The sequence below is a fragment of the Shewanella marisflavi genome, from assembly GCF_023283925.1.
GTDB lineage: Bacteria > Pseudomonadota > Gammaproteobacteria > Enterobacterales > Shewanellaceae > Shewanella > Shewanella marisflavi.
Genome location: NZ_JAKIKX010000010.1, coordinates 25757 through 51048, shown reverse-complemented (window position 1 = coordinate 51048; position 25292 = coordinate 25757). Strand labels below are relative to the sequence as shown.

21 protein-coding genes are annotated in these 25292 nt (G+C 51.9%); 10 read left to right on the top strand and 11 right to left on the bottom strand.

Annotation, left to right across the window (positions count from 1 at the left end):
* Positions 1-98: 98 nt before the first annotated feature.
* From L2712_RS16645 to L2712_RS16635, 3 genes are read right to left on the bottom strand one after another with little or no spacing between them, the layout of a single operon-like run.
* Positions 99-1232, bottom strand: coding sequence for a hypothetical protein (locus L2712_RS16645; protein ID WP_248978433.1), 1134 nt, complete (start codon positions 1230-1232; stop codon positions 99-101).
* 41 nt (positions 1233-1273) lie between these two features.
* Positions 1274-1642, bottom strand: a complete 369-nt coding sequence (locus L2712_RS16640) for a cytochrome c3 family protein (RefSeq protein ID WP_088903596.1) — start codon at positions 1640-1642, stop codon at positions 1274-1276.
* A gap of 5 nt (positions 1643-1647) precedes the next feature.
* Positions 1648-3165, bottom strand: coding sequence for a flavocytochrome c (locus tag L2712_RS16635; RefSeq protein ID WP_248978432.1), 1518 nt, complete (start codon positions 3163-3165; stop codon positions 1648-1650).
* Between the two features lie 343 nt (positions 3166-3508).
* Here L2712_RS16635 and L2712_RS16630 point away from each other — a divergent pair, with 343 nt between their 5' ends.
* Together L2712_RS16630 and L2712_RS16625 are read left to right on the top strand one after the other, a co-directional pair.
* Positions 3509-4294, top strand: a complete 786-nt coding sequence (locus L2712_RS16630; protein WP_248978473.1) for a TetR/AcrR family transcriptional regulator — start codon at positions 3509-3511, stop codon at positions 4292-4294.
* A gap of 218 nt (positions 4295-4512) precedes the next feature.
* A complete protein-coding gene (locus L2712_RS16625) occupies positions 4513-5610 on the top strand; it encodes a branched-chain amino acid aminotransferase (RefSeq protein ID WP_248978431.1) in 1098 nt (365 codons plus the stop codon).
* A gap of 68 nt (positions 5611-5678) precedes the next feature.
* On the opposite strand, the gene L2712_RS16620 is transcribed toward L2712_RS16625, so the two are convergent.
* The 5 genes from L2712_RS16620 to L2712_RS16600 all read right to left on the bottom strand — a co-directional run bounded on the left by L2712_RS16620 (position 5679) and on the right by L2712_RS16600 (position 10721).
* The gene (locus L2712_RS16620) at positions 5679-6098 is read right to left on the bottom strand and encodes a hypothetical protein (RefSeq protein WP_248978430.1); all 420 of its coding nucleotides are present in this window, start codon (positions 6096-6098) and stop codon (positions 5679-5681) included.
* A 223-nt stretch (positions 6099-6321) separates the two neighbouring features.
* Positions 6322-7014, bottom strand: coding sequence for a GntR family transcriptional regulator (locus tag L2712_RS16615; RefSeq protein ID WP_248978429.1), 693 nt, complete (start codon positions 7012-7014; stop codon positions 6322-6324).
* 217 nt (positions 7015-7231) lie between these two features.
* Positions 7232-8179 (bottom strand): 1-acylglycerol-3-phosphate O-acyltransferase, YihG family, encoded by a 948-nt coding sequence (yihG, locus tag L2712_RS16610; RefSeq protein ID WP_248978428.1) that lies wholly within the window; start codon positions 8177-8179, stop codon positions 7232-7234.
* Between the two features lie 24 nt (positions 8180-8203).
* Positions 8204-9088 (bottom strand): 1-acylglycerol-3-phosphate O-acyltransferase, YihG family, encoded by an 885-nt coding sequence (yihG, locus tag L2712_RS16605; RefSeq protein WP_248978427.1) that lies wholly within the window; start codon positions 9086-9088, stop codon positions 8204-8206.
* A 112-nt stretch (positions 9089-9200) separates the two neighbouring features.
* Complete coding sequence (locus L2712_RS16600; protein ID WP_248978426.1) at positions 9201-10721, bottom strand: YifB family Mg chelatase-like AAA ATPase; 1521 nt, start codon at positions 10719-10721, stop codon at positions 9201-9203.
* Positions 10722-11046: 325 nt separating this feature from the next.
* On the opposite strand from L2712_RS16600, the gene paeA reads away from it, so the two are divergent.
* Entirely contained in the window at positions 11047-12378 is a 1332-nt protein-coding gene (paeA, locus tag L2712_RS16595; RefSeq protein WP_248978425.1) for a polyamine export protein PaeA, read from the top strand.
* Here paeA and L2712_RS16590 read toward each other — a convergent pair.
* The 3 genes from L2712_RS16590 to ilvY form a co-directional block, all read right to left on the bottom strand.
* A complete protein-coding gene (locus L2712_RS16590) occupies positions 12375-13208 on the bottom strand; it encodes a GGDEF domain-containing protein (RefSeq protein ID WP_248978424.1) in 834 nt (277 codons plus the stop codon). The genes paeA and L2712_RS16590 overlap by 4 nt on opposite strands.
* Before the next feature lie 184 nt (positions 13209-13392).
* Positions 13393-14199 (bottom strand): substrate-binding periplasmic protein, encoded by an 807-nt coding sequence (locus L2712_RS16585; RefSeq protein WP_248978423.1) that lies wholly within the window; start codon positions 14197-14199, stop codon positions 13393-13395.
* 69 nt (positions 14200-14268) lie between these two features.
* Positions 14269-15153 (bottom strand): HTH-type transcriptional activator IlvY, encoded by an 885-nt coding sequence (ilvY, locus tag L2712_RS16580; RefSeq protein WP_248978422.1) that lies wholly within the window; start codon positions 15151-15153, stop codon positions 14269-14271.
* Between the two features lie 182 nt (positions 15154-15335).
* Here ilvY and ilvC point away from each other — a divergent pair, with 182 nt between their 5' ends.
* The 7 genes from ilvC to L2712_RS16545 all read left to right on the top strand — a co-directional run bounded on the left by ilvC (position 15336) and on the right by L2712_RS16545 (position 25096).
* Complete coding sequence (ilvC, locus tag L2712_RS16575; RefSeq protein ID WP_248978421.1) at positions 15336-16817, top strand: ketol-acid reductoisomerase; 1482 nt, start codon at positions 15336-15338, stop codon at positions 16815-16817.
* A 495-nt stretch (positions 16818-17312) separates the two neighbouring features.
* A complete protein-coding gene (gene ilvG / locus L2712_RS16570) occupies positions 17313-18986 on the top strand; it encodes an acetolactate synthase 2 catalytic subunit (RefSeq protein ID WP_248978420.1) in 1674 nt (557 codons plus the stop codon).
* Positions 18983-19252, top strand: a complete 270-nt coding sequence (gene ilvM, locus L2712_RS16565; protein ID WP_033540562.1) for an acetolactate synthase 2 small subunit — start codon at positions 18983-18985, stop codon at positions 19250-19252. The genes ilvG and ilvM overlap by 4 nt, the downstream gene beginning before the upstream one ends.
* A gap of 25 nt (positions 19253-19277) precedes the next feature.
* Positions 19278-20201, top strand: coding sequence for a branched-chain amino acid transaminase (locus L2712_RS16560; RefSeq protein WP_248978419.1), 924 nt, complete (start codon positions 19278-19280; stop codon positions 20199-20201).
* A gap of 118 nt (positions 20202-20319) precedes the next feature.
* Positions 20320-22170 carry a dihydroxy-acid dehydratase gene (gene ilvD / locus L2712_RS16555; protein WP_248978418.1) on the top strand — a complete coding sequence of 617 codons (1851 nt, stop codon included), beginning with the start codon at positions 20320-20322 and terminating at the stop codon, positions 22168-22170.
* Between the two features lies 1 nt (position 22171).
* Positions 22172-23722 carry a threonine ammonia-lyase, biosynthetic gene (gene ilvA, locus L2712_RS16550; RefSeq protein ID WP_033540559.1) on the top strand — a complete coding sequence of 517 codons (1551 nt, stop codon included), beginning with the start codon at positions 22172-22174 and terminating at the stop codon, positions 23720-23722.
* 231 nt (positions 23723-23953) lie between these two features.
* Positions 23954-25096, top strand: a complete 1143-nt coding sequence (locus tag L2712_RS16545) for a pyridoxal-phosphate-dependent aminotransferase family protein (RefSeq protein WP_248978417.1) — start codon at positions 23954-23956, stop codon at positions 25094-25096.
* Positions 25097-25292: the final 196 nt, after the last annotated feature.

Sequence of the window (25292 nt, the reverse complement as noted above, 5' to 3'; positions counted from 1 at the left end):
TTAGCGCTTGGGGAGCCGCATCGAATCTCAATAAAGGGAAAAAAGGCAGAAACCGGGTGAGAGCGAGCCGATTTCTGCTGGGTACTTAGGTTGCAAGGTTAGAAGTAGTAACCAAAGTTGATGTTGACCCGCTTATCCCAATCGTCGCCCACTTCGGGTAATCCTACATGGTCGTTGTTGGCGGTAGAGAAGGTCATGTTCTTACCCATGATGAAATCAACCATAGTGTAGGTAGGACCTGCTGAGATGGCACAACCTGTTACGTTTTGCATGCTGTCATCATAGCTGGCATCGGCCACGTCAGGCGTCATCAAGCCGAAATCGTTATAGCACTTCACGCTACCCCAGTCGGTGTTGAAGGTCTTGGCGATGTTGACACTGTATGCCTGCCCCTTGGAAGCGATCTCATACTGCCAGCTCACCACTGAGACCCCAATCTTGTTAGGATCGACGGCATCGGCGGCGTCATATTCATACTGCATCGCTTGCAGTTGAAGATTCCAGCCCTTGTAGTTGCTATCCAGGTGCAGGGCTGCGGCATAGCGATCACCATTGTTACCTGTCTTGCTGTTGTAGATCTGACCGTATTGTACCGAGCCACCTAAAGTGGTCGAGCCGCCTTCATGCTCCAGGGTATAGGTTTGGCGCACGTTGAACTGGTTGGTCTCTTCGTTGTGGTATTCGGTGCCATTGATGGTACCCGTATAGAGATCGGTGGCGTAGCGTTTGTTCTCTGTCGGGCCGTATTCAGGGTTCTTGTAGAAGGCTAGGTCTGTGTGCCAGCCGTTCTTCTCATAAACAGCCTTGATACCCACATCATGATCGTCTTCGAAGCCTAGGTAGTAAGGAATACCGAACCACCAGCTGTTAGAGATGAAGTCACGGTTACCAAAAGGGACCTTGTTGATACCGAACTGTAATTGCCAGTCGGGGTCGATGTTGTAGTAGCCATAACCGTACTTGATGTAGTCGGTGCTTGAGGTGAAGCGGTACTCGGCCGCTAGACCCCAGTCGCCTTTCTTACCGTTGAACTTAATGGCGGCCATATCGAAGGTCAGATCGCCGCCTTTGTCTTTAGAGGCATCGCTATAGTCTTTATAGCCATAGTTAACACGTACAGCGCCGCCGATATTGATGCCATCTTCTTGCTCCTCGGCAAATGCCGGAGAAGCAGAGAGGGCGATCGCGGTGGCGACCATGGACAACATAAATTGAGTGGTCTTTTTCATCATCATTACCTATTAGTATTTTTAAGTATTTACGTCAGAATTTGTTACATCTCACCAAACCAGGTGCGGTGACATTCGGCGCAGACTGGCGCCTTCTTCTCATGTTCACCGTGGCAGGCCAGGCAGCTCGCACCTTGGTTGTAGTGCAGAGACTTATGTGGATGCGCCTCAGGGATCGCTAGCTTGCTCTCGTCTACCGGGATGCTGTTGATCTCGCCATGACACTCGACACATGCGCTGTCAGTGGCGTTTTTCTTACCTGAGCCCTGGTGACAGCTTTGGCAGCCATCTTGATAGATAAATTCGTGATTGGTGCGCCCTTGGGTCTTGCCTTTCATCTTGACGAGTTCACCAGCGTAGGCGCTCGAAGTGAGTGTCAGGCCAAGTAAAAGGGTTAAAATGTATTTGTTCATAGTGGTTATGCCTGCGCGTCAGATTTGATGGATTCAGAGACGACGATTCCCATCGCCAAACATTCGAGACAAGAGGTTGAGCTGAGTCTGGCTTCGCCATGAATACCACCTGTCACTTCGCCTATGGCATAGAGTTTCTTGATTGGGGCCATAGAGCGACCATCGATAACGCGGGCGCCGAGATCGGTTTTCAGGCCACCCATGCAGTAGTGCACTTTTGGCCAGATACGAGAGACGACATAGGGGCCGGTTAAGACTTCGGCCGTGTCCATCTTACGGTTGAACAGCGGGTCCTTACGGGCGTTGACATGGCCGTTGTATTCGTTAATGGTGCGCTTTAGCTCGGCGGCAGGAATGTTAAACTTGCTGGCGATCTCGTCGAGGCTGTCCAGTTTCCAGGCCATCTTGTCGCGCAGCGCACGCACCACACGGTCATCGTCTTTGTATTTCTCGTAGTTGAACAACACTATTGGGTAGGCTGGGCTGTTGTCTGGATAACGGTTTTTCATGATGGCTTCGGAGCAGGTCTTGCGATCTGCACGCTCATCCATGAAACGTTTACCATTGGGAACACTAATGGCGGCGCCTTGGTGCCAGCCGATAGAGAGTAGGGCGTTTGACCAGCCAAACCCGCCTTCATCAGGAGAGCCCCAGTGACCTGTTTGAATCAGGTTCATGTGCACGGGTAGTGCGCCGTGTGCCATAGCGGTAAGAGTGACCTCGCCGGTGGCGCCTAGGGCATTGGTGCAATCTAGTGTGGGGTCCAGCGAAGGATCGACCATTTCGCGCAGCTTCATGTTGCGGGCAAAGCCACCATTGGCCAGGATGACCGCCTTGTTAGCCTTGATGTAAATCGTGCTGCCTGTGGTGATATCTGGGAAGCGGTAGTTCTTACGCACCTTGACGCCGATGATCTCCTGACCTTCCATGATGAAATCTTCGATGTAATGTTGCAGGCGGTATTCCACCCCCTCTTTTACCCCCGCCTCATACAGCTTGGTGGTGATATCGCCGCCCGTGCCGTGTTGTGTCCGTATGGCGCGGGCCTTATTGTGGCCGCCGACCTGAATGTTAAAGCCATCGCGGAATTTAACGCCCGTGTCGATACACAGCTCGTAGGCGTCTAAGGCTCTATTGGCGATCTGGCGCAGCGCCGCCTCGTTTTGCATGCCACGACCCGAGATGATCTGATCTTTGACCAGCTCTTCTGGTGAGTCATCTTTGATGCCTTGGGCCAGCTGAATGGGGTTCTTGGGGATAGCTAACCAGCCGCCGTTGATCGCCGAGTTACCACCGATGACCTGCATTTTTTCGAGTACTAATACGGATTTAACGCCTTGGCGCTTGGTATTGAGCGCGGCTGATAGTCCGGCAAAGCCGGAGCCAACCACGATGACATCATGAGACTCGTCCCATTTAATCTCTTGGCACTCGTTGGCTAAGCTGGTGCTTGGTAAAGCGGCAGTCATACCGCCGATGGCAGCACCCGCACTAAGCTTTAAAAAGTTTCTTCTGTTGTGCATCTATAAGTGTCCTCTGTCTCTTTATGCCAACAAAGATAGAGGTTCTGTGAAGGGGTAAAGTTGAACTAAGTCACGCCATTTCTTGGGTGGCAAACTTATTCGTGAACCATGTCTCGAATAAGTTTTCCGAAATGTTTCGGTTGGCCCTGATTGTTACGGCGAATGTTACCGTGAATGTGTGTGCGGTGAATTTTATTGTGCGAATGTTTGTTTGACGTGATTCACAAAGCGGTGCAATAAAGGCCGTATTGCGTGAGGTTTATCCCGATTAAATCAGCAATCGCTGTTGCTCGAAGTCAAAATGAGCGCATACTCTCGCCTCTTTCAAGATGAGGGTTAAATGATGAAGTGTCCGACTGAAACCTTGCCTATGATGCGTTGTAATCAGATATTAGATGCCGCAGAGCAGCTAATCGAGTCACAGGGTGTCGTATCATTTAAGTTCTCACAGTTGGCTAAAGAGGTGGGATGTTCCACCGGAACCCTGTATAAGTTTTTCGAACGTAAAGAGGATGTCCTGGTATGCCTGTTTTTGCGCAGTGCGACCTCAAATCACTTGCCTATTTTCATCGACAAGCATCCAGAGTTAACTGAACAGGAAAAGGTGTTGCTGCCCGTTCTGTTCACCTTTGAAACCATTAGTCGCAGCAAGAGTTTCTTTACCCTGAGATCCGTCTCCGTAAATACCATGGTGTGGCAACTTGCCAGCGATGAGAAGGTGGAGCGTTTTAAGAAACGTATCAATGCGTTTTGGGGCTGGTTTACCGATTCGCTTCATGCCGCCGTCGAACAAGGGGAGTTGCAGGCGACGCCACTGCAAATCAAAGAGCTAGTGCAGGGACTCACCTTCTATCTAACGGGGTCATTGACTCAGTTTGAGAGTCAGCTCATTGCGCCAGAGTATCTCTCTAATCGGCGTGAGACCTGTTATCGCCATCTGGCTAAGCTGATGGGGCTGTACAAATGGGATAAACCATTAACGCCAGAGTTGTTCGACAGTCTCGAGGCAAGAACCAAAGCGTTTTTCGATCAACATTATCGAGACCACATGACCTGTGCGGCCTGTAGCGCCTTATCTAGTGTAAATTTGAAAGATAAACCCACCTGCGTCAGACAATCCTACCAATAAAAAGCCCTCGATAGGCTCGAGGGCTGGGCCAAAATTGTCATCACTGTGGTGAGTTAGCCTCGTCGGAATGAAGAGATAACCCCCCGTGGCATCAGGCCTTCTCTGTCTAAAAATCTGTACTGCGAGTCAGATGAAGAATTTGCTGCTACCCCGCCTATGGCTTGACTTTCAAGCAGGTCATACATAGTCTGCTAGATCAGTCTTCAAGGTGGTATGAAATGCAAATAAACTATAACTTAAAACCTGCGTCTGAACGCCGTACAGAACAGTTTGAGCCGGAAACCAATGTGGGCTTCGGCAATCTGAGAACTGATCATATGTTTTTGATGGATTACCGCGATGGGGAGTGGCGAGATCCGAGAATTGTACCTTACGGGCCTTTTGAGATGGCGCCCGGTGCAATGGCACTGCATTATGGTCAGTCAATCTTTGAAGGCGCCAAGGCCTTTATGCATGACGACGGTGAGATCTACACCTTCCGCTTAAAGAAAAATGCCGAGCGCCTCAACTGTAGTGGCGAGGTCTTGTGTATTCCTGAGGTGCCAGAAGCGATGCAGCTGGCCGGTATTAATGCCTTAATTGATGTCGATAGGTTGTGGTTCCCCATGCAAGAGGGCGCCTGTCTCTATATTCGTCCCTTTGTGTTTGCCACCGAAGATAGGCTGTCGGTAAGCCCGAGTCAGCAGTATACCTTCTGTGTCATGTTAAGCCCGAGTGGCGCCTATTATGCAGATGGTTTCGATAAAGCGATCCGTTTGTTGATCACCGAGCGTTTTCATCGCGCCGTGTCTGGCGGCACGGGTGCATCTAAGGCGGCGGGTAACTATGCTGCGTCGCTTAAAGCAGGTAAGGCGGCTGCCGAATATGGCGCGGCCCAGGTGTTGTATCTGGATGCCAATAACAAGCAGATAGAAGAGGTGGGGGCAATGAACCACTTCCACGTGCTTAAAGATGGCACCATTATCATTCCTAAGTTTACCGATACGATTTTGAAGTCCATTACCTCTCAATCCATCATGGAGTTAGAGAAGGAGCTGGGTTGCACCGTGCGTCAAGAGACAGTGATGTTAGAGCAGTTTATTGCCGATATCGAGTCGGGAGAGATTATTGAAGCTGGTGGATTCGGTACCGCTGCAGTGGTATCGCCGGTGGGTTCCTATATTTTTGAAGATCGTCGGGTGCTAACGGTAGGCTCTGGTGAGGTGGGTGAACATACTCGCCGCATTTATCAGGTTCTGACCGACATTCAAAAGGGTAAGCGTCAAGGCCCCGAAGGCTGGATGCAAAAGGTTGAGCGCGTCGCGCCTAACTCTTGAGTTTGATATAAAAAGGGCGCCTATTAGGCGCCTTTTTTAATTGAACACTCTTTTAATTGAACACTCTTTTAATTAAACACTATGGTCGCGGACACTCTAACCGGCTGCGCCGTTTTATTATCGACGGTGGCATTAAACCTCTGCTCGCTAAACCTCGCCAGCAAAAGCTCTTTTTGTTGTGCAGTCATCGCCAGCTGTTCATGGTCTATGTCGAGATCGACCAGTTGCCCTGCCTGATTAATGCTAAAACGTATATTGAGCTGCTGCTGATTAGATTGATAATTAAGCAGGTCTTGCCAATTGAGCGTGTTGTCTTGAATTACCCAGTATTTGCTAAGTTGGGTTGGGGTGACCTCAAGGTAATCTCGTGATGTTTGTGGGGTGCTGTTGAGTTGGCAACCGCTGATCATAAGGGGAAAGGCGATAGCTGCGACCAAGCGAGCAAATGATGACTGCTTGAGTCTACCGATAAACGTAACTGGGTTCAAAACTACTTTTCTCTGCTGATGCATAGCTATGCATTTAAGGTAATCATTCAGGCGGGCAATTATATTAACATTTTGTTAAAGTTAATAGTCAAATTTATGACACTTACAACAAAATGACTCAAATGATACAAAGTGTTACGTCCAAAAGAAAAGGCCTTGCCGGAAGGGAGGGGCAAGGCCTTTTCGAGTCGATGTCAACGAATATTCGCTGGCATGAACCTGGTTAACGCTGCTCTGCTTGCAGCGCCTTGAGTCGTTTCTCTGTGTTTATCCTGCCTTGCTCGATATGACGACGCATTAGTAGGCTGGCGAGCTCGCCGTCACCTTCGGCGATAGCATTGACTATATTTCTGTGTTCGGCAATCGCCCTGGTGGGCCGGGTCTCGCTGGTGCATTGGTAGCGGTACATGCGCAGCAGATGGTATAGGTTACCTATAAGTGTCTCCTGCAGGTGTCGACTGCCACTGGCACGTATAATGCGATAGTGAAAATCCACATCGCCATCTTGTTGAAAATAGGTATCTCCCTTGGCTAGGGCCTCTTCCTGATTATCCATCAGACTTTGCAACTGCATCAGTGCCGCAGGGGTAATATGTTGCGCCGCTAATTCGCAAGCCATCCCTTCGAGGACACTGCGCAGACGGTAAAGATCGTTGAGCTCCTCAATCGACAGCTGAGCCACTCTGGCGCCAACATGTGGCACTCTCACCACCAAGCGGCGGCGCTCTAGTGTCAACAAAGCTTCGCGAGTCGGGCCGCGGCTGATGCCATATCTTTGTGCCAACATCTGTTCATTGATCTTGCTGCCTGGGGCGAGCTCTCCCTTGATGATACTGGTCTGAATAGCCTGTAGTGCCTTATCGGCTAAGGTGAGCGCCGGCGGCGTGTCGGATAAGGCTAATGATTCAAGAGGCATCTCAGGGCTCAAACATAAATAAAGTCAGTAAATAAGTTAGTGCTACAAGCTATTATTGTCAACAATATGCTTGTTGAACTTAAGTCTAAGTCAAACTTTATATCTGTTTTTATGCTGTTTTATGGAAAGTAGCTTCTTTGGCTTTGCTATTTTTGTCGACAATAGGTATTAAAAAGCCGCCTTGGGTGGGCGGCTTATCATGTGTGCCAAGATGAGGCTAGCGGCTCTCAACCAGCGAGGCGGTCTCTTTTGTCACCAGGCGGTCAGAGTTGTAGCGGGTTAAGATCTGATGGATCTGCTCATCCTTTTGCTGCCAAATACCATTGAGCCACCGCTGGAACTGGGCACGGCATTCTGCATCGTTGAAATATTGCTTGTCGTCCACCTCAGGCACAGGCATAGATTCGATGCGGACCACAATACGTTTCACCTTACCGTGCATCACTTCTGATAGCGTGTTGTCGGCCGAGTCAGGGTATACCAGGGTGACGTTCAGCAGGCTGGTAAACTGCTCGCCCATGGCAGAAATGGTAAAGGCGATACCACCGGCCTTGGGCCGCAGCAGGTAACGATACGGCGAGCGTTGACGCGCCTTCTTCTCGGCGGTGAAGCGACTGCCCTCAACATAGTTGATGATAGAGGTGGGCATAGTCTTGAACTTTTCACATGAACGACGTGTAGTGGCTAAGTCTTTTCCCTTAAGCTTGGGGTTTTTACGTAGTTGCTTGGCGCTGGTGCGATTCATAAAGGGCATATCCAATGCCCAGCAGCCTAATCCTAAGAAAGGCACATAGAGTAACTCTTTCTTTAGGAAAAACTTGAGCATGGGGATATTGTTACGCAGCACATAGGTGAGGGCGGCAATATCGAATCCGCTGAGGTGGTTGCTGATCAGCAGGTACCAACCATCTTTCTTTAAGCCTTCAAGCCCTTCGATATCCCACTCTATCTTGGCGATCAAAAACAAAATGCCGCCATTGCAGCTGGCCCAGCTCCACATACAGCGATTCATCAGGTGAGTGATCCCGGTTCGTAGCGGTGCGATTGGCAGCAGGAGTTTGATTAAGCCGCCAACGCAGATTAAAGAGCTCCATAACACAGTGTTGATGATCAACAGGGTTAGGCTGAGTGCAAATAGGAGGGGTCCGGGTAAAAAATTTAGCATCGTTCTAAAGCACCTTATCTGCGGTTATTGCTGCGCCATTTTCGTTAACATGGCGTCCTTTTCTTGCCAGATACGATTGAGTTGTTCCTGAAAACTGATCTTGTAGGCGCGATCATTGAGGTAGTCGCCACGCATCTCAGGGGCGATTTCGCTCACCTTGATGTGGACTCTGACCTGTTTGACTCGGCCGCAGATATAGTCCCAGTAACTGGGGGTGTTGCCTGGATAATAGATGGTCACATCTACCAGTTTATGGATTTGCTCGCCCATTGCTGAGAGCGCGAAAGCCATACCACCAGCTTTAGGCTTGAGCAGGTGGTTAAATTCTGAGTTTTGTTTCTTGTGCTTTTCAGGGCGAAAGCGAGTGCCTTCGACAAAGTTCATTACGCTGACTGGTTTAGTCTTAAATTTGGCGCAGGCCTTACGGGTGATCTCAATATCTTTCCCTCTGAGCTTAGGGTTTTTACGCAGTTGGGCACTTGAGTATCGACGCATAAAGGGGAAGTCCAGCGCCCACCAGGCAAGTCCCAATACAGGAACGAAGATAAGCTCCTGTTTAAGAAAGAACTTTAAGAAGGGGATCTTGTGGTTGAAAATACGCTGCAGGATCAAAATATCTACCCATGATTGATGATTAGCAATCACCATATACCACTCTTTGGTGGAGAGGTTGCTGTCACCTTCGATCTTAATCTCTACCGGATGAAACAGGCGCTCAATAAAGGTATTAATGCTGATCCAGGCGGTCGCACAGTGATCAAGCAGATAACTACATAGGGTGCGCATAGGTGCGATGGGGATAAGTTTTATTATACTTACCAACAAGATAGGTATTACCCAGAAGAGAGTATTGATTACATAACAGCTAAAAGCCAAGCTGCCTCTTATTAGTGATAACACTGCGCCCATTAAAGCCCCCATAAAAATTCGGAGACCTATGTTACTCGCCTGAGCCATTTTGCTCAATGTTATCCTGTTCAATCTGCCTTTATAGCCCAGAAAAAGCTGAAAAAATCCTCCGTTAATAGGGATTCTTCAAGCTATTAAGCAGTCTATCCATGGCGCGATAGCCAAGTGCCTGGGCGATATGGTGGCGGGCGACAGTTTCGCTTTGTTCCAGATCCGCTATGGTACGGGCGACGCGTTGCAACCTGTGATAGCTGCGAACAGATAACCCCAGTTGATTGACACTCTGCTCGAGAAACTCGAGATCCCTTTGACTGATCCCTGCCGTTTGTGTGAGCTGCGTGCCGGTGAGTTCAGCGTTGAGTACACCTGCGCGGCACAGTTGACGCTCCCTGGCTTGATGTACCCTTTGGGCAACAACCTGGCTAGGCTCGCCTTGTTGGCTAGTGGTGAGCGTGCCTTGGGGGAGGCGTGGTACCTCTATGGTGAGATCGAAACGGTCAATAAAGGGGCCGGAGAGTCGTGACAGATAGCGCTGTATCTGATCGCTGCTTGCTCTGGCGTTTGCACTGTCGCCGCAGGGGCTGGGGTTCATGGCGGCGATCAGCTGAAAACGGCTGGCGAAGGTCAGTTTGGCGGCGGCGCGGGAGATCACCACTTCACCCGTCTCCATGGGTTCACGCAGGCAATCGAGTACCTTACGGGGAAATTCGGCCACCTCGTCGAGAAACAGCACGCCCCTGTGGGCCAGGGAGATCTCACCGGGTTTAGGATGGCTACCGCCGCCCACCAGTGAGATGGCTGAACTCGTGTGATGAGGGCTTCGAAAAGGCCGTTGGTAAAATTGCTCCTTAGGGATACTCTGCCCGGCGACCGAATGAATGGCGGCAACTTCTAACGCTTCGTCGTAATCCAATGGCGGCAGCAACTGCATCATGCGACTGGCAAGCATGGTTTTTCCCGTGCCGGGTGGCCCTAGAAACAACAGATTGTGATTGCCAGCAGCGGCGATTTCTAGGGCGCGTTTTGCCTGGTACTGGCCGATCACATCACTTAAGCATTTGCCTGGCGCTCTGGGAGTTGAATCTATCCAGTGTAGATCTTGGCTGAGTCCGGGAAGTGAGCCTTGTCCGTGCAGGTATTCGCTGAGCCCTTGTAGGTGTGCAGCAAAATGGCTTTTCTGATAACCCACCAGCTCGGCATCGTCGCGATTTTCCAGGGGAAGCACTAAGGTTTTGTCCTGTTTGCGCGCATCGATGATCGCTGGCAATAGGCCGGGGCAGGCACGTATATGGCCCGATAAGGCAAGTTCACCGATAAATTCGTGATCGCTTAAGTGGGTGTCTGGCACTTGCTTGGAGGCGGCCAGTATGCCGATGGCGATGGGCAGATCATAGCGGCCCCCCTGTTTGGGGAGGTCGGCTGGCGCCAGATTGACCGTTATTCTGCGTTGAGGAAACTCAAACCCGGCGTTGATTAGGGCGCTGCGCACTCGCTCTTTGGCTTCTTTTACCGAGGTCTCGGGAAGGCCCACTAAGTTGAAGGCGGGTAGCCCATTGCTGAGGTGCACTTCCACTGTAACCCCGGGGGCTGCCACGCCCAAACTGGCGCGCGTGGTGACGCAGGCTATGGCCATAAACAAATCCTTTTGTTTTTATTATTAAACCTTTTTCGAATAAGTGTAGCACAAGGCTTTTTTAGCGCCTTTGTTCAAAATCTAGTTGCCTATTTTAGGATTTCTGATAAAAGGTGCTCCACGTTCTCAGCCGTATCTTATCGCGGTGCTATTCCCGCCATTTTGGCATCTTGAGGTGGTATCTCAATCACGTCTTATGTAGGCATAAGTCACTATAATTGTCGACGTCTTCATACTGCTTACATCATCTAGGGTTATTTTTGGCATTGCTCCAGCCTTGAGGAGCGCCTTGGCCGTGGTCGGCCGCAATGAGGTTAGGTTTAACATGAGTCTATTCGATAATATTCTGATTATTATGGTGCTTATTGCCACCAGCTGTTTTTTTTCCATGTCTGAAATAGCCCTGGCGGCGGCGCGTAAGATCCGTCTGCGTCAGATTGCTGATGAGGGGGATGAGCGGGCCCAGCGGGTATTGCTGCTACAGGCTCACCCCGGCAGCTTCTTTACCGTGGTGCAGATAGGCCTGAATGCGGTTGCCATCATGGGCGGTATTGTGGGGGAATCGGCTTTTACCCCTTCGATTAAGGCTGCGCTACTGCCGTTTCTCGCCGATCCTTGGCTTAGCCAGCTGAGCTTTATCTTGTCCTTTATCATAGTGACCAGCCTGTTTATCTTGATTGCCGATCTTATGCCGAAACGGGTCGCCATGGCGATGCCCGAGCAGGTGGCCTTGGTGCTGGTGGGTCCTATGACTTATTGCATTAAGTTACTCACCCCCTTGGTTTGGGTGTTTAACGGTTTGGCGAATGTGATCTTTCGAGTGCTGCAGATCCCCACGGCGCGTAACGACCAGGTGACATCCGATGATATCTATGCCGTGATGGATGCTGGTGCCGAAGCGGGCGTGCTTGATAAGGGTGAGCAGCAGATGATTGAGAACGTGTTTGAGATGCAGACAGTGCCAGTCACCGCTGCCATGACAGCGCGGGAAAGCCTGGTCTATTTTCTGCTGCAGGACGGTGAAGAGGTGATAAAAAGCAAGATTGCCGAAGATCCCCATACCAAATTTTTGGTGTGTGATGGTCAGCTCGATTCGATTAAGGGAATCGTTGATGCCAAGGAGTTGTTGATTCGGGTCATCAATGGTCAGAGTATCGAACTCAAGGACAGCTCACTGGTGCATAGTTGTTTGATTATTCCCGATAGTCTGAGCCTGTCTGAGTCGATGGAGTATTTTAAAAATCACAGAGCCGATTTTGCCGTGGTGATGAATGAGTATGCGTTGGTGGTGGGCATAGTGACCACCAATGATCTGCAGAGCGCCGTAATGGGCGCCTGGTCGCTGCATGAGAGTGAAGAGCAGATCATCGCCAGGGACAAAGATTCCTGGCTGGTGGACGGCGTAACCCCCATTACCGACGTAATGCGAGCCTTTGGTATTGAGGCCTTCCCCCAGAGCCAGAACTACGAGACTATCGCAGGCTTTATGATGTTTATGCTGCGTAAGATCCCCAAACGCACCGATTATGTTAATTTCAGCGGCTATAAGTTTGAGGTGGTTGATATCGATGCCTATAAGGTGGATCAGCTATTGGTCACCCGCATTCCTGCCGAGGCGATCTTACCTATAGCGCCGAGTATCGAGGCAGTGCACTAGCCTCTTAGCAGATCTAGCGACTGTGGGATATCTGTGATGGGAGAGAAGGTCTCATAGTCGCTGTTGTTCTGTTTACTGCGATACATAGCGATATCGGCATTTTTCATGAGAGTCTTCCTGTCATCGCCATCTTGTGGGTAGAGAGCAATACCTATACTAATGCCGATGGCGAGTAGATGGCCTTCGCAGTGAATATCCTCAATGACGACTTTTTGGATCTGTTTAGCCAGTTGTTCGGCCTGGCTCAGTTCGCTGCTTGGTAGTAGCACTGCAAACTCATCGCCCCCTAAGCGAGCGGGTAACGCCTTTGATGGCACAGCCCGTTCGATACGATAGGCAATGATCTCCAGCACCTTGTCGCCTGCGTCGTGGCCAAGATTGTCGTTAATCATCTTAAAGTCGTTGAGATCCATCATCATAAAGATAAAAGGATTACCATTTCCCTTTATCTGTTGCTCCATCGACTCATACAGCATGTGACGGTTGGGAAGATCGGTAAGAGAGTCGTGATAGGCTTGGTAATGCTTATCCTCTAGTGTGTCCTGCAGTTTGATGATGGTTTTCTTGCTCATTTTGACCACCAGCCAGACAAAGCTACCGCCGGCGGAAAACACCAGGGAAACCACGGTTTCCAGTGGCCCGGTTTCCCGATGGAGCAGCATCCAGAGAAAACCTATATAGCCGAGAATAAACAGCCCTATCATTAATAGCAGCAGGTTCCAGCCTTGATACTGAGGCGGTTTAAGTTGGCAGATCTGATAGGTAGGTATGAGCGAAGCGAGCAACCCCATCAAACCGAGCAATACGATAAAAATAGCAAAGGCGGTCATGTATCCCCCTTTCAGGGCTCATTGGCGTCGAGCGTGTCGGGCCTTGGCATGGAACTCTATGTTTATTTGTGAGATCAAAAGTCCGTTAGATTCGCCAACCGCTTGAAAGTCTTGTGGCTGATAAGTCGCTATTAAGTATAGGCGAAGTTGGCTACAAAGTAGGATCAAGCGGCGATCTTCTCAGCTACTTAATTTGGTTAAGTAGCTGTAAATGGTGTTCCAATAAGTTTTGCAGTTTCCCCTCTTTGTTTAGCCTATCTACCTTGGTGTCAAATAGCTGTTTGATGGTCTCTTTGTGGGGCGAGTTTTTAGAAATCAACATATAAAAAGGCTCGGGCTGAGTGTCAGGGGTCGAACGACCGACCAGGCGCGCCGCAAATTCATCCATCTTATTAATGGCCAAGGTACCTGCCAGTGTCTCCTTTCTGGCAAGAAAGAACTGGCAGCGCTTCTTGGTTAACATGTCTGGTAAATGAGATAGTTCGCGGATTTGAAACAGATGAAAGTTTGGACTCAGACCAAAGTTGTCATAGTTGAAATTTTTGATGCCGCACACGTTGCCATATTCTTTTAGCTGTTCTAAACGCTTAACCTGCACGCCTTGGGGAAAGTCACTCTTTAGGTAGTAGTAGTTGGGGGTGAGGTAATAGTAAGGCGCCGAGATAAGATAATCACGCTGGCGCTCATGATTGAGTGAGGCGCTCATGGCCGCATCCACGGCTCCTTGTTTAACCTCCTTTAGGCAGCGATTCCAGGGCAGGGCAATCACCTTGTGCTGCAATAGGGTTTCTTTGAAGGCGAGATCCAATATATCTATGTCGTAGCCAATGCTGCGAGGCTCGACACTCTGGGCGCGATCGAAATAGTTAAAAGGGGGGAATTCGGTATTTTCGACGCAGATAGTGACTGAAGCCTTAGCCCATGTGGGCAGAGACAAGATGATTAAGATGAGGCCGCTACATAAGTTCCTCGCTAAGCTTCCCCATTTCACTATGGCTAACCCTTTGAAAATACGTTGATGAAATCAGTATAGCAGAGCTCTGCCTGATGCAATCTTTGGTTAGGCGACCTCGTTAAGTTCTTCGACAAAGGCGGCGATCACGGGTTCGTTTTCGCGGCTTTTCTTACTGCAACAGCCAAGCTCAAAGGGTGGGATGGCCACCGGAGAACTTAGTTGTTGGATCCTGTCTTTCACCGGACTGTTTTGGATCACCACTTCTGGGGTGATACTCACCCCACAGCCCAGAGCCACCATTGAGGCGATCGCTTCCTGGCCCGAGACCTGGGCATAGACATTCGCGTTAAGCCCAAGCTGCTTGAACCAATTCTCGATTCGTTGTCGCCCTGGGCCGTGTTCCGGCAGGATAAAGGGTAGCCTGTCCCAGGGAATATAGGGTTCGGTTAAAAGTTCTTGGACGGCACATTTGAAGGTGGGCGCAATGATAGCCAAAGGCACATTATCTATCTTGATGAAATGCAGAGATTCCGGCAGTGATTCTGGCTTGGCCGCAATGCTGATGTCGGCGCGATTCTGGCGCACCATCTTCACCGCATTGGCGGCATCCCCTGTGGTCAGGGCTATCTCAACCAAGGGGTGTTCATTACGAAAGCGATCCAGCAGCGCCGGTAGATGACTGTAGGCTGCCGTGACCGAGCAATAGATGTTGAGGCGGCCGCGCAGCAGATCCTGTTTGGGATCCAGTCTGTGTTTCAGTTTGCTCCAGTTGTCCAGGGTCTGCTCGGCGAAGTGGCGATATTCGACCCCTGCGTTGGTTAACGTCACGCTGCGATTATCCCGTTCGAACAACTTGGCACCGACCTCCTCTTCAAGGCGCTGCATGGCGCGACTGAGAGTTGAGGGACTGACATGCATCTGCTGGGCGGTGCGCGCGAAATGCAGGCTATTGCTCAGGTGCAGATAGAGTTTGATGGTACGAATATCCATGTTCCCGCCTCGCTTATTCGTCTTGCTCTAGGAGATATCTGTGTTGCATAAAACGCAACATGATGTTTCGAATATATCATTTTAAGCAATAAATAACATGGGCTATAGTTGATCGCAATCACAGCTTGGCCAAGGCGGTTGAGCCCATTTTCAACGATTTCGTTTTATAGGTAGGGAATCTGATGGCTAATTACTTTAACTCTCTGAATTTACGCCAACAATTAGAGCAGCTTGGCCAGTGCCGTTTTATGGATCGCAGTGAATTTAGTCAGGGCTGCGACTATATCAAAGGCTGGAACATCGTCATCTTAGGCTGCGGTGCCCAAGGGCTTAACCAAGGTCTTAACATGCGCGATTCGGGCCTGAATATCTCTTTTGCCCTGCGTGAGCAGGCGATTGCTGAAAAGCGCGCCTCTTATCAGAAAGCCACAGGTAATGGTTTCCGCGTTGGCACCTTTGAAGAGCTGATCCCTGATGCTGATCTGGTGCTGAACCTGACGCCAGATAAGCAACATACTGATGCCGTCAATGCCGTGATGCCACTGATGAAGCAGGGCGCGGTACTTTCCTATTCTCATGGCTTTAACATAGTGGAAGAGGGGATGCAGGTGCGCCCCGATATCACAGTTATCATGGTGGCGCCTAAGTGCCCGGGTACCGAAGTGCGCGAAGAGTATAAGCGTGGTTTCGGTGTGCCAACTTTGATTGCTGTGCATCCTGAGAACGATCCTAAGGGTGACGGTCTGGAAGTCGCTAAGGCCTATGCTAGCGCCACAGGCGGCGATCGCGCCGGTGTGTTGCACTCTTCCTTCATCGCCGAGGTGAAATCAGATCTGATGGGCGAGCAAACCATCTTGTGTGGCATGCTGCAAACCGGCGCCATCCTAGGTTTTGAGAAGATGGTGGCCGATGGTGTTGAGCCAGGTTATGCCGCTAAGCTGATCCAACAAGGCTGGGAAACCACCACAGAAGCGCTTAAGCATGGCGGTATCACCCACATGATGGATCGCCTATCTAACCCTGCCAAGATCAAGGCATTCGAGATGGCCGAAGAGCTCAAAGTGATTCTTCAGCCATTGTTTGAAAAGCATATGGACGACATCATCAGTGGTGAGTTCTCTAAGACCATGATGGAAGATTGGGCCAACGATGACGCTAACTTGCTGAAGTGGCGCGCCGAGACCAATGAGACTGGCTTTGAGAATGCGCCAGAGTGTGATGAAGCGATCGACGAGCAGACCTACTTCGATAAGGGGATCTTCCTGGTTGCCATGATTAAGGCAGGTGTGGAACTGGCCTTCGATACCATGGTATCGGCTGGTATCGTCGAGGAGTCAGCCTACTATGAGTCGCTGCATGAGACGCCGCTGATCGCCAATACTATTGCCCGTAAGCGTCTGTATGAGATGAACATAGTGATCTCAGATACCGCCGAATATGGCTGTTATCTGTTTAACCACGCCGCGGTGCCATTACTGCGTGACTATGTTAACCAGATGTCTCCCGAGTACCTGGGTGGCGGCCTGAAAGACAGTGGTAACGGTGTCGATAATCTGCGTTTGATCGAGGTGAACGATGCGATTCGTCACACCGCGGTAGAGTATATAGGCGCCGAGCTTCGTGGTTATATGACCGAGATGAAGCGCATCGTAGAAGAAGCTTAACTATCAATACATTAATCCACGATTTTTTAGTGGTTGGGCCGAGTTTTCTCGATTTCGAAGTCATGAAATCGAGTCGGCCTAAGAGTCAAGTGAGTAGGGAAATATCTGGTCTTGATTGGCTTGCTAGCGCGGCTCAAGATGCTTGTGATCAGGCTTTTAACAGATAGTTGCAGGTTTTGGTTGTGTTATTCGTTGGCTTTGTGGTATTGATTAAAAGGTCGGCTAAATTGAGTCGGCCGAGATACAGAATTTAAGCAAACAGAGATTAGGAAATACAAAGACACCATGTTTAACCAAGCTGCCCTCCTCATTATTGAGATTATTACCGTAGTGATTATTAAATCACAGCGGGGGCATCGCATGGCGCGTCGACACACCTAACTCAGGTCAAGATTGCAACAAGAACCCCCGCTCCGAAAGGACCGGGGGTTTTTTGTTTTTAGCACTCATGACTTGCTTAACCCAGAAAACACTTAATTACGCAGGATAGGGCAGATGGAACAAGGGCAGAAGATCAGAGGCGCAGACGCCGTCATCAAGGCATTGGCCGCGCACGGCGTGACCACGGTATTTGGTTATCCAGGTGGCGCCATCATGCCTATCTACGATGCCCTGGTCGGTGCGCCGGTTGAACATCTGCTCAGTCGTCATGAACAAGGCGCCGCCTTTGCCGCCGTGGGGTATGCCAGAGCGAGCGGTAAGACTGGAGTTTGTTTCGCCACCTCGGGACCTGGGGCGACTAACCTAGTGACCGCTCTGGCCGATGCCCTGCTCGATTCTGTGCCTTTGGTGGCTATTACAGGTCAGGTGTCTACCGCAGTTATCGGTACCGATGCGTTTCAGGAGATCGACGTGCTCGGCATGTCACTCTCTTGTACCAAGCACAGCTTTATGGTGACTGATGTCGAGGAGCTTGTGCCGACACTGTACCGCGCCTTCGAAATTGCCGCTTCTGGCCGTCCCGGTCCTGTGCTGGTGGACATACCCAAAGATATCCAAATCGCCCTGCTAGATTACAAGGCGCCGCTACAGGCGATAAAGCCTGAGCCTGAAGTTGAACCCAGCCAGCTTGAAGCGGCCAGAGCGCTGATTGCCCAGGCGCAGCGTCCCATGCTCTACGTGGGTGGTGGTGTTGGCATGGCGGGCGCAGTGGAGCAACTGCGCCACTTTATTAAGCAAACCGGTATGCCCTCGGTCGCAACCCTTAAAGGACTCGGTAGCATAGCCCATGACCATCCGGGTTATCTTGGCATGTTAGGCATGCACGGCGGTAAGGCCGCTAACCTGGCGGTGCAGGAGTGCGACCTCCTCTTGGTGGTGGGCGCTAGGTTTGATGACAGGGTTACCGGCCGTTTGGCCAGCTTTGCCGAGCATGCCAAGGTGGTGCATCTGGATATCGATATCGCCGAGTTGGGTAAACTTAGATGCCCGGATGTGGCTATCGCAGGGGACCTGCGTGAGATTTTGCCTGCCTTGGCGCAGCCACTTGAGATCGCGCCATGGCTTACCGAGGTGGCCGCTTTGAAAGCTCAGCATCAATGGTGCTACGACAGACCTGGCGAGCTGATCTTTGCCCCTAAGCTGCTTAATTGTCTGGCGAGGAAATTGCCCGAGGATAGCGTGGTGGCTTGTGATGTGGGCCAACATCAGATGTGGGTCGCCCAGCATATGTGGTTCAGACGCCCGGAAGATCACCTCTCCAGCGCAGGTTTGGGCACCATGGGCTTTGGTCTGCCTGCTGCTATCGGCGCTAAGGTCGCCCGGCCCGATGCTTGTGTGGTGGCCGTCTCAGGCGATGGTTCTTTCATGATGAATGTGCAGGAGCTGACCACCATCAAGCGACGTCAGATCCCGCTTAAGATCCTGCTGATCGATAACCAAAAACTGGGGATGGTGAAGCAGTGGCAACAGCTATTTTTTGAAGAGCGTTTCAGCGAGACCGATCTTTCCGACAACCCCGACTTTGTCACCATGGCCTCGGCTTTCGACATTCCCGGACGCACTATCACTCAGGCGGGGGAGGTGGAGTCGGCACTCGATGAGATGCTTGATGCAAAGGGGCCCTTCTTACTGCATGTAAGGATCGATGAGGCCCACAACGTTTGGCCTTTGGTACCGCCCGGTGCCAGTAACCGCGACATGATGGATGAAATGGAGAAGCAGACATGATCTATAACCTAGCCTTAACCCTAGCCCAGCAACCCGAGGTGGTAGAACGTGTCCTGCGAGTGACTCGTCACCGTGGATTTAAGATCACCGAGATGGACATGCACCTGGGTGACAATGGCACCACCCGGCTTGGCATGGTGGTCGAGAGTGAACGTGCGCTGGAGCTTCTGAGCCATCAGCTGAATAAATTGATCGACGTCACCGAGTGCAAGGTGTTACCCACTGAGCAACTCGCAACACAATTAGCCCATAGTGCAAGCGCCTAAACGCAAAATAGACAGGTGAGAGAAGATGGCCGCAAAAACAGCAGAATTGATTTGGTTTAATGGAGAGATCATGCCTTGGGGGGATGCCAAAGTGCATGTGATGTCACACGCCCTGCATTATGGTACCTCAGTGTTTGAGGGGATCCGTGTCTACAACACGCCGCAGGGCCCGGCGGGATTTCGCCTCACCGACCATGTGCAGCGCCTGTATGATTCTGCCAAGATCTATCGCATGCCTGTGCCCTATAGTTTCGAGCAGACCATGCAGGCCTGTCGCGACATAGTGCTGAGCAACAAGCTCGACAGCGCCTATATTCGCCCCCTGGTGTTTTTTGGCGATGTGGGCATGGGCATCACCCCGCCGAAAGATGCCGAGTGCGACCTTATGGTCGCCGCCTTCCCTTGGGGGGCCTATTTAGGTGAGGGCAGCATGGAGCGTGGCGTCGATGTGGCCGTGACCTCCTGGAATCGACTGGCACCCAATACCATTCCTACCGGGGCTAAGGCGGGTGGTAACTACCTTTCATCGCTGCAGATCTCCACCGAGGCCAAGCGTAACGGTTTCGACGAGGGGATTGCCCTGGATGTTAACGGCCTGGTGAGCGAAGGCGCCGGTGCCAATCTGTTTGTGGTAAAGAAGAATAAGCTCTATACCCCGCCAGCCACGGCCGCTATCTTAATGGGGATCACCCGTGACACTATCATCACCCTGGCAAGAGATCAGGGTTATGAGGTGGTCGAAGAGCCTATGTCGCGTGAGTTCCTCTATCTGGCGGACGAGATCTTTATGACGGGCACCGCCGCCGAAATTGTGCCGGTACGTAGTGTCGATCGCATCGAGGTGGGGGCGGGTGGACGCGGACCCGTGACCAAGGCCTTACAGGCGAGCTTCTTTGGCCTGTTTAACGGCGAGACTCAGGATAAGTGGGGTTGGTTAGAGCCGCTTTAACCTCCCGGCTGCAAGTTTTAAGATAAGATTAGTTATTCCCCCTGATGGCCCTATGGCGTCGGGGACCCTATTTTCGCTCAGGTGGCCAGGCCACCTAATGCAACAGAAGGAAAGTGTCATGGCAAAATTACGTTCAGCTACCAGTACTCAAGGGCGCAACATGGCGGGAGCGCGTGCCCTCTGGCGTGCGACCGGCGTAAAAGATAGCGATTTTGGCAAGCCAATTGTCGCCATTGCCAACTCCTTTACTCAGTTTGTGCCTGGGCATGTTCACCTCAAGGATATGGGCTCGCTGGTTGCCGGCGCCATCGAAGCGGCGGGCGGTATTGCCAAAGAGTTCAACACTATCGCCGTAGATGATGGTATCGCCATGGGTCATGGCGGCATGCTTTATTCTTTGCCTTCGCGCGAGCTGATCGCCGACAGCGTCGAGTATATGGTCAATGCCCACTGCGCCGATGCCCTGGTCTGCATCTCTAACTGTGACAAGATCACTCCGGGCATGCTGATGGCGGCGCTGAGACTCAATATCCCTGTGGTGTTTGTTTCGGGCGGCCCCATGGAGGCCGGTAAGACCAAGCTGTCGGATCAATTGATCAAGCTGGATCTGGTGGATGCCATGGTGGCGGCGGCAGACGATCGCATCTCAGATGAAGATAGCGAGAAGATAGAGCGTAGTGCCTGTCCAACCTGTGGTTCTTGCTCGGGCATGTTTACCGCCAACTCGATGAACTGCTTGACCGAGGCCTTAGGCTTGTCGTTGCCGGGTAATGGCTCTATGTTGGCGACCCACAGCGATCGCCGCGAACTCTTCTTAGAAGCTGGGCGCCGCGTGATGGAGCTGGCTAATCGCTATTACCGTGAAGATGATGAATCGGCGCTGCCACGCAATATCGCCAGCTTTAAGGCCTTTGAGAATGCCATGGCACTGGATATCGCCATGGGTGGCTCTTCTAATACTGTATTACACCTGCTCGCCGCGGCGCAGGAGGCCAAGGTAGACTTTACCATGGCCGACATCGACCGCCTGTCGCGTCAGGTGCCGCATCTGTGTAAGGTGGCGCCCTCGACCCCTAAGTATCATATGGAAGATGTCCATCGCGCCGGTGGTGTGATGGGTATCTTGGGTGAACTGGACAGAGCCGGGCTGTTACACACAGATGTCAGCCATGTGGCCGGCGAGAATCTCAAGGCCGTGCTGGCTAAATATGATATTGCCCAGAGTCAGGATGAGGCGGTGCATCAGTTCTTCTCGGCGGGCCCTGCAGGGATCCCGACGACCCAAGCCTTTAGCCAAAGTTGTCGTTGGCCGAGCGTCGATATCGACCGCGAGGGTGGCTGTATCCGTACCCGCGAATTTGCCTTTAGCCAAGAGGGGGGGCTGGCAGTGCTATCGGGCAACATCGCTCCCGACGGCTGTATCGTCAAGACCGCAGGGGTGGATGAAGCCAATCATACCTTCGTGGGCCATGCTCGGGTCTATGAGAGCCAGGACGATGCTGTGGCCGGTATCTTAGGCGGCGAAGTCGTTGCCGGTGATGTGGTAGTGATCCGTTACGAAGGCCCTAAAGGGGGCCCGGGTATGCAAGAGATGCTCTATCCCACCAGTTACCTCAAATCTAAGGGGCTGGGTACTTCTTGTGCGCTTATCACCGATGGGCGCTTCTCGGGTGGTACCTCAGGTTTGTCTATCGGTCATGTTTCGCCTGAGGCGGCGGCCGGTGGCACGATTGCATTGGTGGAAACCGGCGATCGTATCGAGATCGACATTCCCGCAAGGTCAATCACTCTGGCGGTGAGCGAAGAAGAGCTTGAGACGCGTCGCCAAGCCATGGAAGCCCGTGGTAAGCAGGCCTGGAAGCCGGTTAATCGTGAGCGTAGCGTGTCGCTGGCGCTGAAAGCCTATGCCATGCTCGCCACCAGTGCCGATAAAGGCGCGGTGCGCGACGTCAGTAAGCTGGAGGATTAATATGTTGGCTCTTGCCTCTCAGTCCCAGCTGGATCTCGCACACTATTATCTGCAGAAGATCTTGCTGTCGTCGGTTTATGATGTCGCCAAGGTGACGCCGCTTTCCAGCCTCAATAAGCTGTCGGCGCGCCTCGGGTGCCAGGTGTTTCTCAAGCGTGAAGATATGCAGCCAGTGCACTCTTTTAAGCTGCGCGGTGCATACAATCGTATTGCAGAGCTGAGTCAGGAAGAGTGTCAGCGTGGCGTGGTATGCGCCTCAGCGGGTAACCATGCTCAGGGGGTTGCCATGTCGGCCTCGGCGCGGGGCGTGAGCGCGGTGATCGTCATGCCTCAGACTACGCCGGATATTAAGGTGGATGCGGTGCGCCGCTTAGGTGGCACAGTCGTTTTGCATGGCCAGTCCTTCGATATGGCCAATGAGCATGCCCAGCAGCTTGCAAAGGACGAAGGGCGCATCTATGTCGCGCCGTTTGACGATGAGGCGGTGATCGCGGGCCAAGGTACGGTCGCCCAAGAGATGCTGCAACAGCAGCGAGATCTTGAGGTGGTGTTCGTGCCTGTGGGCGGCGGTGGCCTAATAGCCGGCATCGCAGCCTACTATAAGGCGGTGATGCCCCAGGTGAAGATCATTGGTGTCGAGCCAGAAGATTCGGCTTGCCTCAAGGCAGCACTGGAAGCCGATGAGCGGGTGATTTTGTCTCAGGTAGGCCTGTTTGCCGATGGTGTTGCGGTAAAGCAGATCGGCGCCGAGCCCTTCAGGCTGGCCCGCGAATATGTGGATCAGGTGGTGACGGTAACCTCAGATGAGATCTGCGCTGCGGTGAAGGATATCTTCGAAGATACCCGTGCTATTGCCGAACCTGCGGGCGCGCTCTCTTTGGCGGGGCTGAAGAAATATATCGGTGATGAGGGCAAGGGGCAGAAGGTGGCGGCGATTCTCAGTGGTGCCAATGTCAACTTCCATAGCCTGCGTTATGTGTCCGAGCGCTGTGAATTGGGTGAGCAGAAAGAAGCGATTTTAGCGGTTAAGGTGCCGGAGCGTCCGGGGATCTTCCTGCGTTTCTGTGAGCTGCTGGAAAAGCGAGCCATGACAGAGTTTAACTATCGCTTCTCTAGCCGTGAAAAGGCAGTGGTGTTTGCCGGTATTCGCCTATCTCACGGTCAGGCGGAGTTAGACGAGATAGTGGCGCGGCTCGAAGGCGATGGCTTTGAGGTGCAGGACCTGTCTCACGACGAGACCGCCAAGTTGCATGTGCGTTACATGGTGGGCGGTCTGCCGCCAGAGCCGCTGCAAGAGCGTCTGTTTAGCTTCGAGTTTCCCGAGCATCCTGGCGCCCTGTTTAAGTTTCTCACCACCTTGCGCAGTAAGTGGAACATCAGCCTGTTTCATTACCGCAATCATGGTGCGGCCTATGGCCGGGTGCTGGCCGGTTTCGAGGTGCCTGAGAGCGATAGCGTTGCTTTTCAGCAGTTTCTTACCGAGCTGGGTTTCGTCTATCAGGAAGAGACTCAGAGCCCTGCCTATAAGCTGTTTCTGGATAATCGCGACTAATGACTTGCGCTTTCGCGAGCGGAGACAAACTTTCACTTTTAAAGGGCGCGATGGCGCCTTTTTTTATGTTATCTTGCAACAGATTTAAAGCAATAAGATGCCAGTCATGGCACGAAAGTAACTGTTCATCCGTAGGGTGGTGATGGCATTTGTCATAATTCCATCATCAATTAATCAGACAGTTAGCCTTAACCCTTACTTCTCAAGCTCAGGCTTGATAGAGGACATGAGATGTTAGCAGCACCTAAAGTTATCCCTTTTAATCCCCCGCGTAGAACCTTGATGGGCCCGGGCCCGTCGGATGTCTATCCCGAGGTCCTGGCGGCGCAGGCAAGGCCAACCATAGGCCACTTAGATCCCTTGTTTGTCGGCATGATGGATGAGCTTAAATCCCTGATCCAATATGCGTTTCAAACCGAAAATGCCATGACCTTAGCGGTTTCAGCCCCTGGCAGTGCAGGTATGGAAACCTGTTTTGTTAATCTGGTTGAGCCGGGTGAGAAGGTGATTGTCTGCCGTAACGGCGTATTTGGCGAGCGTATGCGTCAGAATGTTGAGCGCGTCGGTGCCACCGCTGTGGTGGTGGATAGCGAGTGGGGCACGCCGGTATCACTGAGCGATGTCGAGGCGGCGCTTAAGGCCCATCCCGATGCCAAGTTTCTTGCCTTCGTCCATGCTGAAACCTCAACCGGGGCGCTGTCGGATGCTAAGGGCCTGTGTCAGTTGGCCAAGGCCCACAACTGCCTGTCGATTGTCGATGCAGTGACTTCTCTTGGCGGTGTCGAGCTTAGGGTCGATGAGTGGGGCATAGATGCTATCTATTCGGGCAGTCAAAAGTGTCTCTCCTGTGTGCCAGGCTTGTCGCCAGTGTCATTCTCGCCGGCGGCGGTAGAAAAGCTGAAGGCGCGTAAGACGCCGGTGCAGAGCTGGTTTTTAGATCAGAGCCTGGTCATGGGCTACTGGAGTGGCGAACAGGGGGCTGGTGGCAAGCGTAGCTATCATCATACGGCGCCTGTAAATGCCTTATATGCGCTACATGAGTCGCTGCGTCTGCTTGCCGAAGAAGGGCTGGAAAATGCCTGGGCGCGCCATCAGGCTATGCATGGCTTACTGCGTGACGGCTTAGAAAACTTAGGCCTTAAGTTCGTGGTTGAGGAAGGCTCGCGCCTGCCACAGCTCAACGCCGTCTATATCCCTGAGGGGGTAGACGATGGCGCGGTGCGTAAGCAACTGCTTGAGGAGTATAACCTGGAGATTGGCGCTGGGTTAGGCGCGCTGGCTGGCAAAGCCTGGCGCATCGGTTTGATGGGCTTTGGCGCGCGGCGTGAAAATGTCGCCCTTTGCTTGAGGGCGTTGCAGGAAGTGCTGCGTTAGTTACGGACTCAATTGAGTAAAAAAGGGGGGGGGCTTTAGCCCCCTTTTTGTTGGCTAGCGAAAAGCGGTTTTTAACAAGGTCTTTAACCTCAGCTTTGCCTCATGTTGAGTGGCATGCATCAATCGTCAGATATCAGAGTTTGGTAGCTTTAAATCATTGTTATTTATCGTTTTACACTGATTGGTGCTCTTCGCG

Bases quoted from the DNA above. Each gene is read 5' to 3' on its own strand.
- ilvD (WP_248978418.1), top strand. From the start codon at position 20,320: ATGGCAAAATTACGTTCAGCTACCAGTACTCAAGGGCGCAACATGGCG.
- L2712_RS16600 (WP_248978426.1), bottom strand. From the start codon at position 10,721: ATGGCCATAGCCTGCGTCACCACGCGCGCCAGTTTGGGCGTGGCAGCC.
- ilvG (WP_248978420.1), top strand. From the start codon at position 17,313: ATGGAACAAGGGCAGAAGATCAGAGGCGCAGACGCCGTCATCAAGGCA.
- L2712_RS16615 (WP_248978429.1), bottom strand. From the start codon at position 7,014: ATGCCTCTTGAATCATTAGCCTTATCCGACACGCCGCCGGCGCTCACC.
- L2712_RS16630 (WP_248978473.1), top strand. From the start codon at position 3,509: ATGAAGTGTCCGACTGAAACCTTGCCTATGATGCGTTGTAATCAGATA.
- paeA (WP_248978425.1), top strand. From the start codon at position 11,047: ATGAGTCTATTCGATAATATTCTGATTATTATGGTGCTTATTGCCACC.
- L2712_RS16635 (WP_248978432.1), bottom strand. From the start codon at position 3,165: ATGCACAACAGAAGAAACTTTTTAAAGCTTAGTGCGGGTGCTGCCATC.
- L2712_RS16590 (WP_248978424.1), bottom strand. From the start codon at position 13,208: ATGACCGCCTTTGCTATTTTTATCGTATTGCTCGGTTTGATGGGGTTG.
- yihG (WP_248978427.1), bottom strand. From the start codon at position 9,088: ATGGGCGCAGTGTTATCACTAATAAGAGGCAGCTTGGCTTTTAGCTGT.
- L2712_RS16645 (WP_248978433.1), bottom strand. From the start codon at position 1,232: ATGATGAAAAAGACCACTCAATTTATGTTGTCCATGGTCGCCACCGCG.
- ilvC (WP_248978421.1), top strand. From the start codon at position 15,336: ATGGCTAATTACTTTAACTCTCTGAATTTACGCCAACAATTAGAGCAG.
- ilvY (WP_248978422.1), bottom strand. From the start codon at position 15,153: ATGGATATTCGTACCATCAAACTCTATCTGCACCTGAGCAATAGCCTG.
- L2712_RS16545 (WP_248978417.1), top strand. From the start codon at position 23,954: ATGTTAGCAGCACCTAAAGTTATCCCTTTTAATCCCCCGCGTAGAACC.
- L2712_RS16625 (WP_248978431.1), top strand. From the start codon at position 4,513: ATGCAAATAAACTATAACTTAAAACCTGCGTCTGAACGCCGTACAGAA.
- ilvA (WP_033540559.1), top strand. From the start codon at position 22,172: ATGTTGGCTCTTGCCTCTCAGTCCCAGCTGGATCTCGCACACTATTAT.
- L2712_RS16560 (WP_248978419.1), top strand. From the start codon at position 19,278: ATGGCCGCAAAAACAGCAGAATTGATTTGGTTTAATGGAGAGATCATG.
- yihG (WP_248978428.1), bottom strand. From the start codon at position 8,179: ATGCTAAATTTTTTACCCGGACCCCTCCTATTTGCACTCAGCCTAACC.
- ilvM (WP_033540562.1), top strand. From the start codon at position 18,983: ATGATCTATAACCTAGCCTTAACCCTAGCCCAGCAACCCGAGGTGGTA.
- L2712_RS16640 (WP_088903596.1), bottom strand. From the start codon at position 1,642: ATGAACAAATACATTTTAACCCTTTTACTTGGCCTGACACTCACTTCG.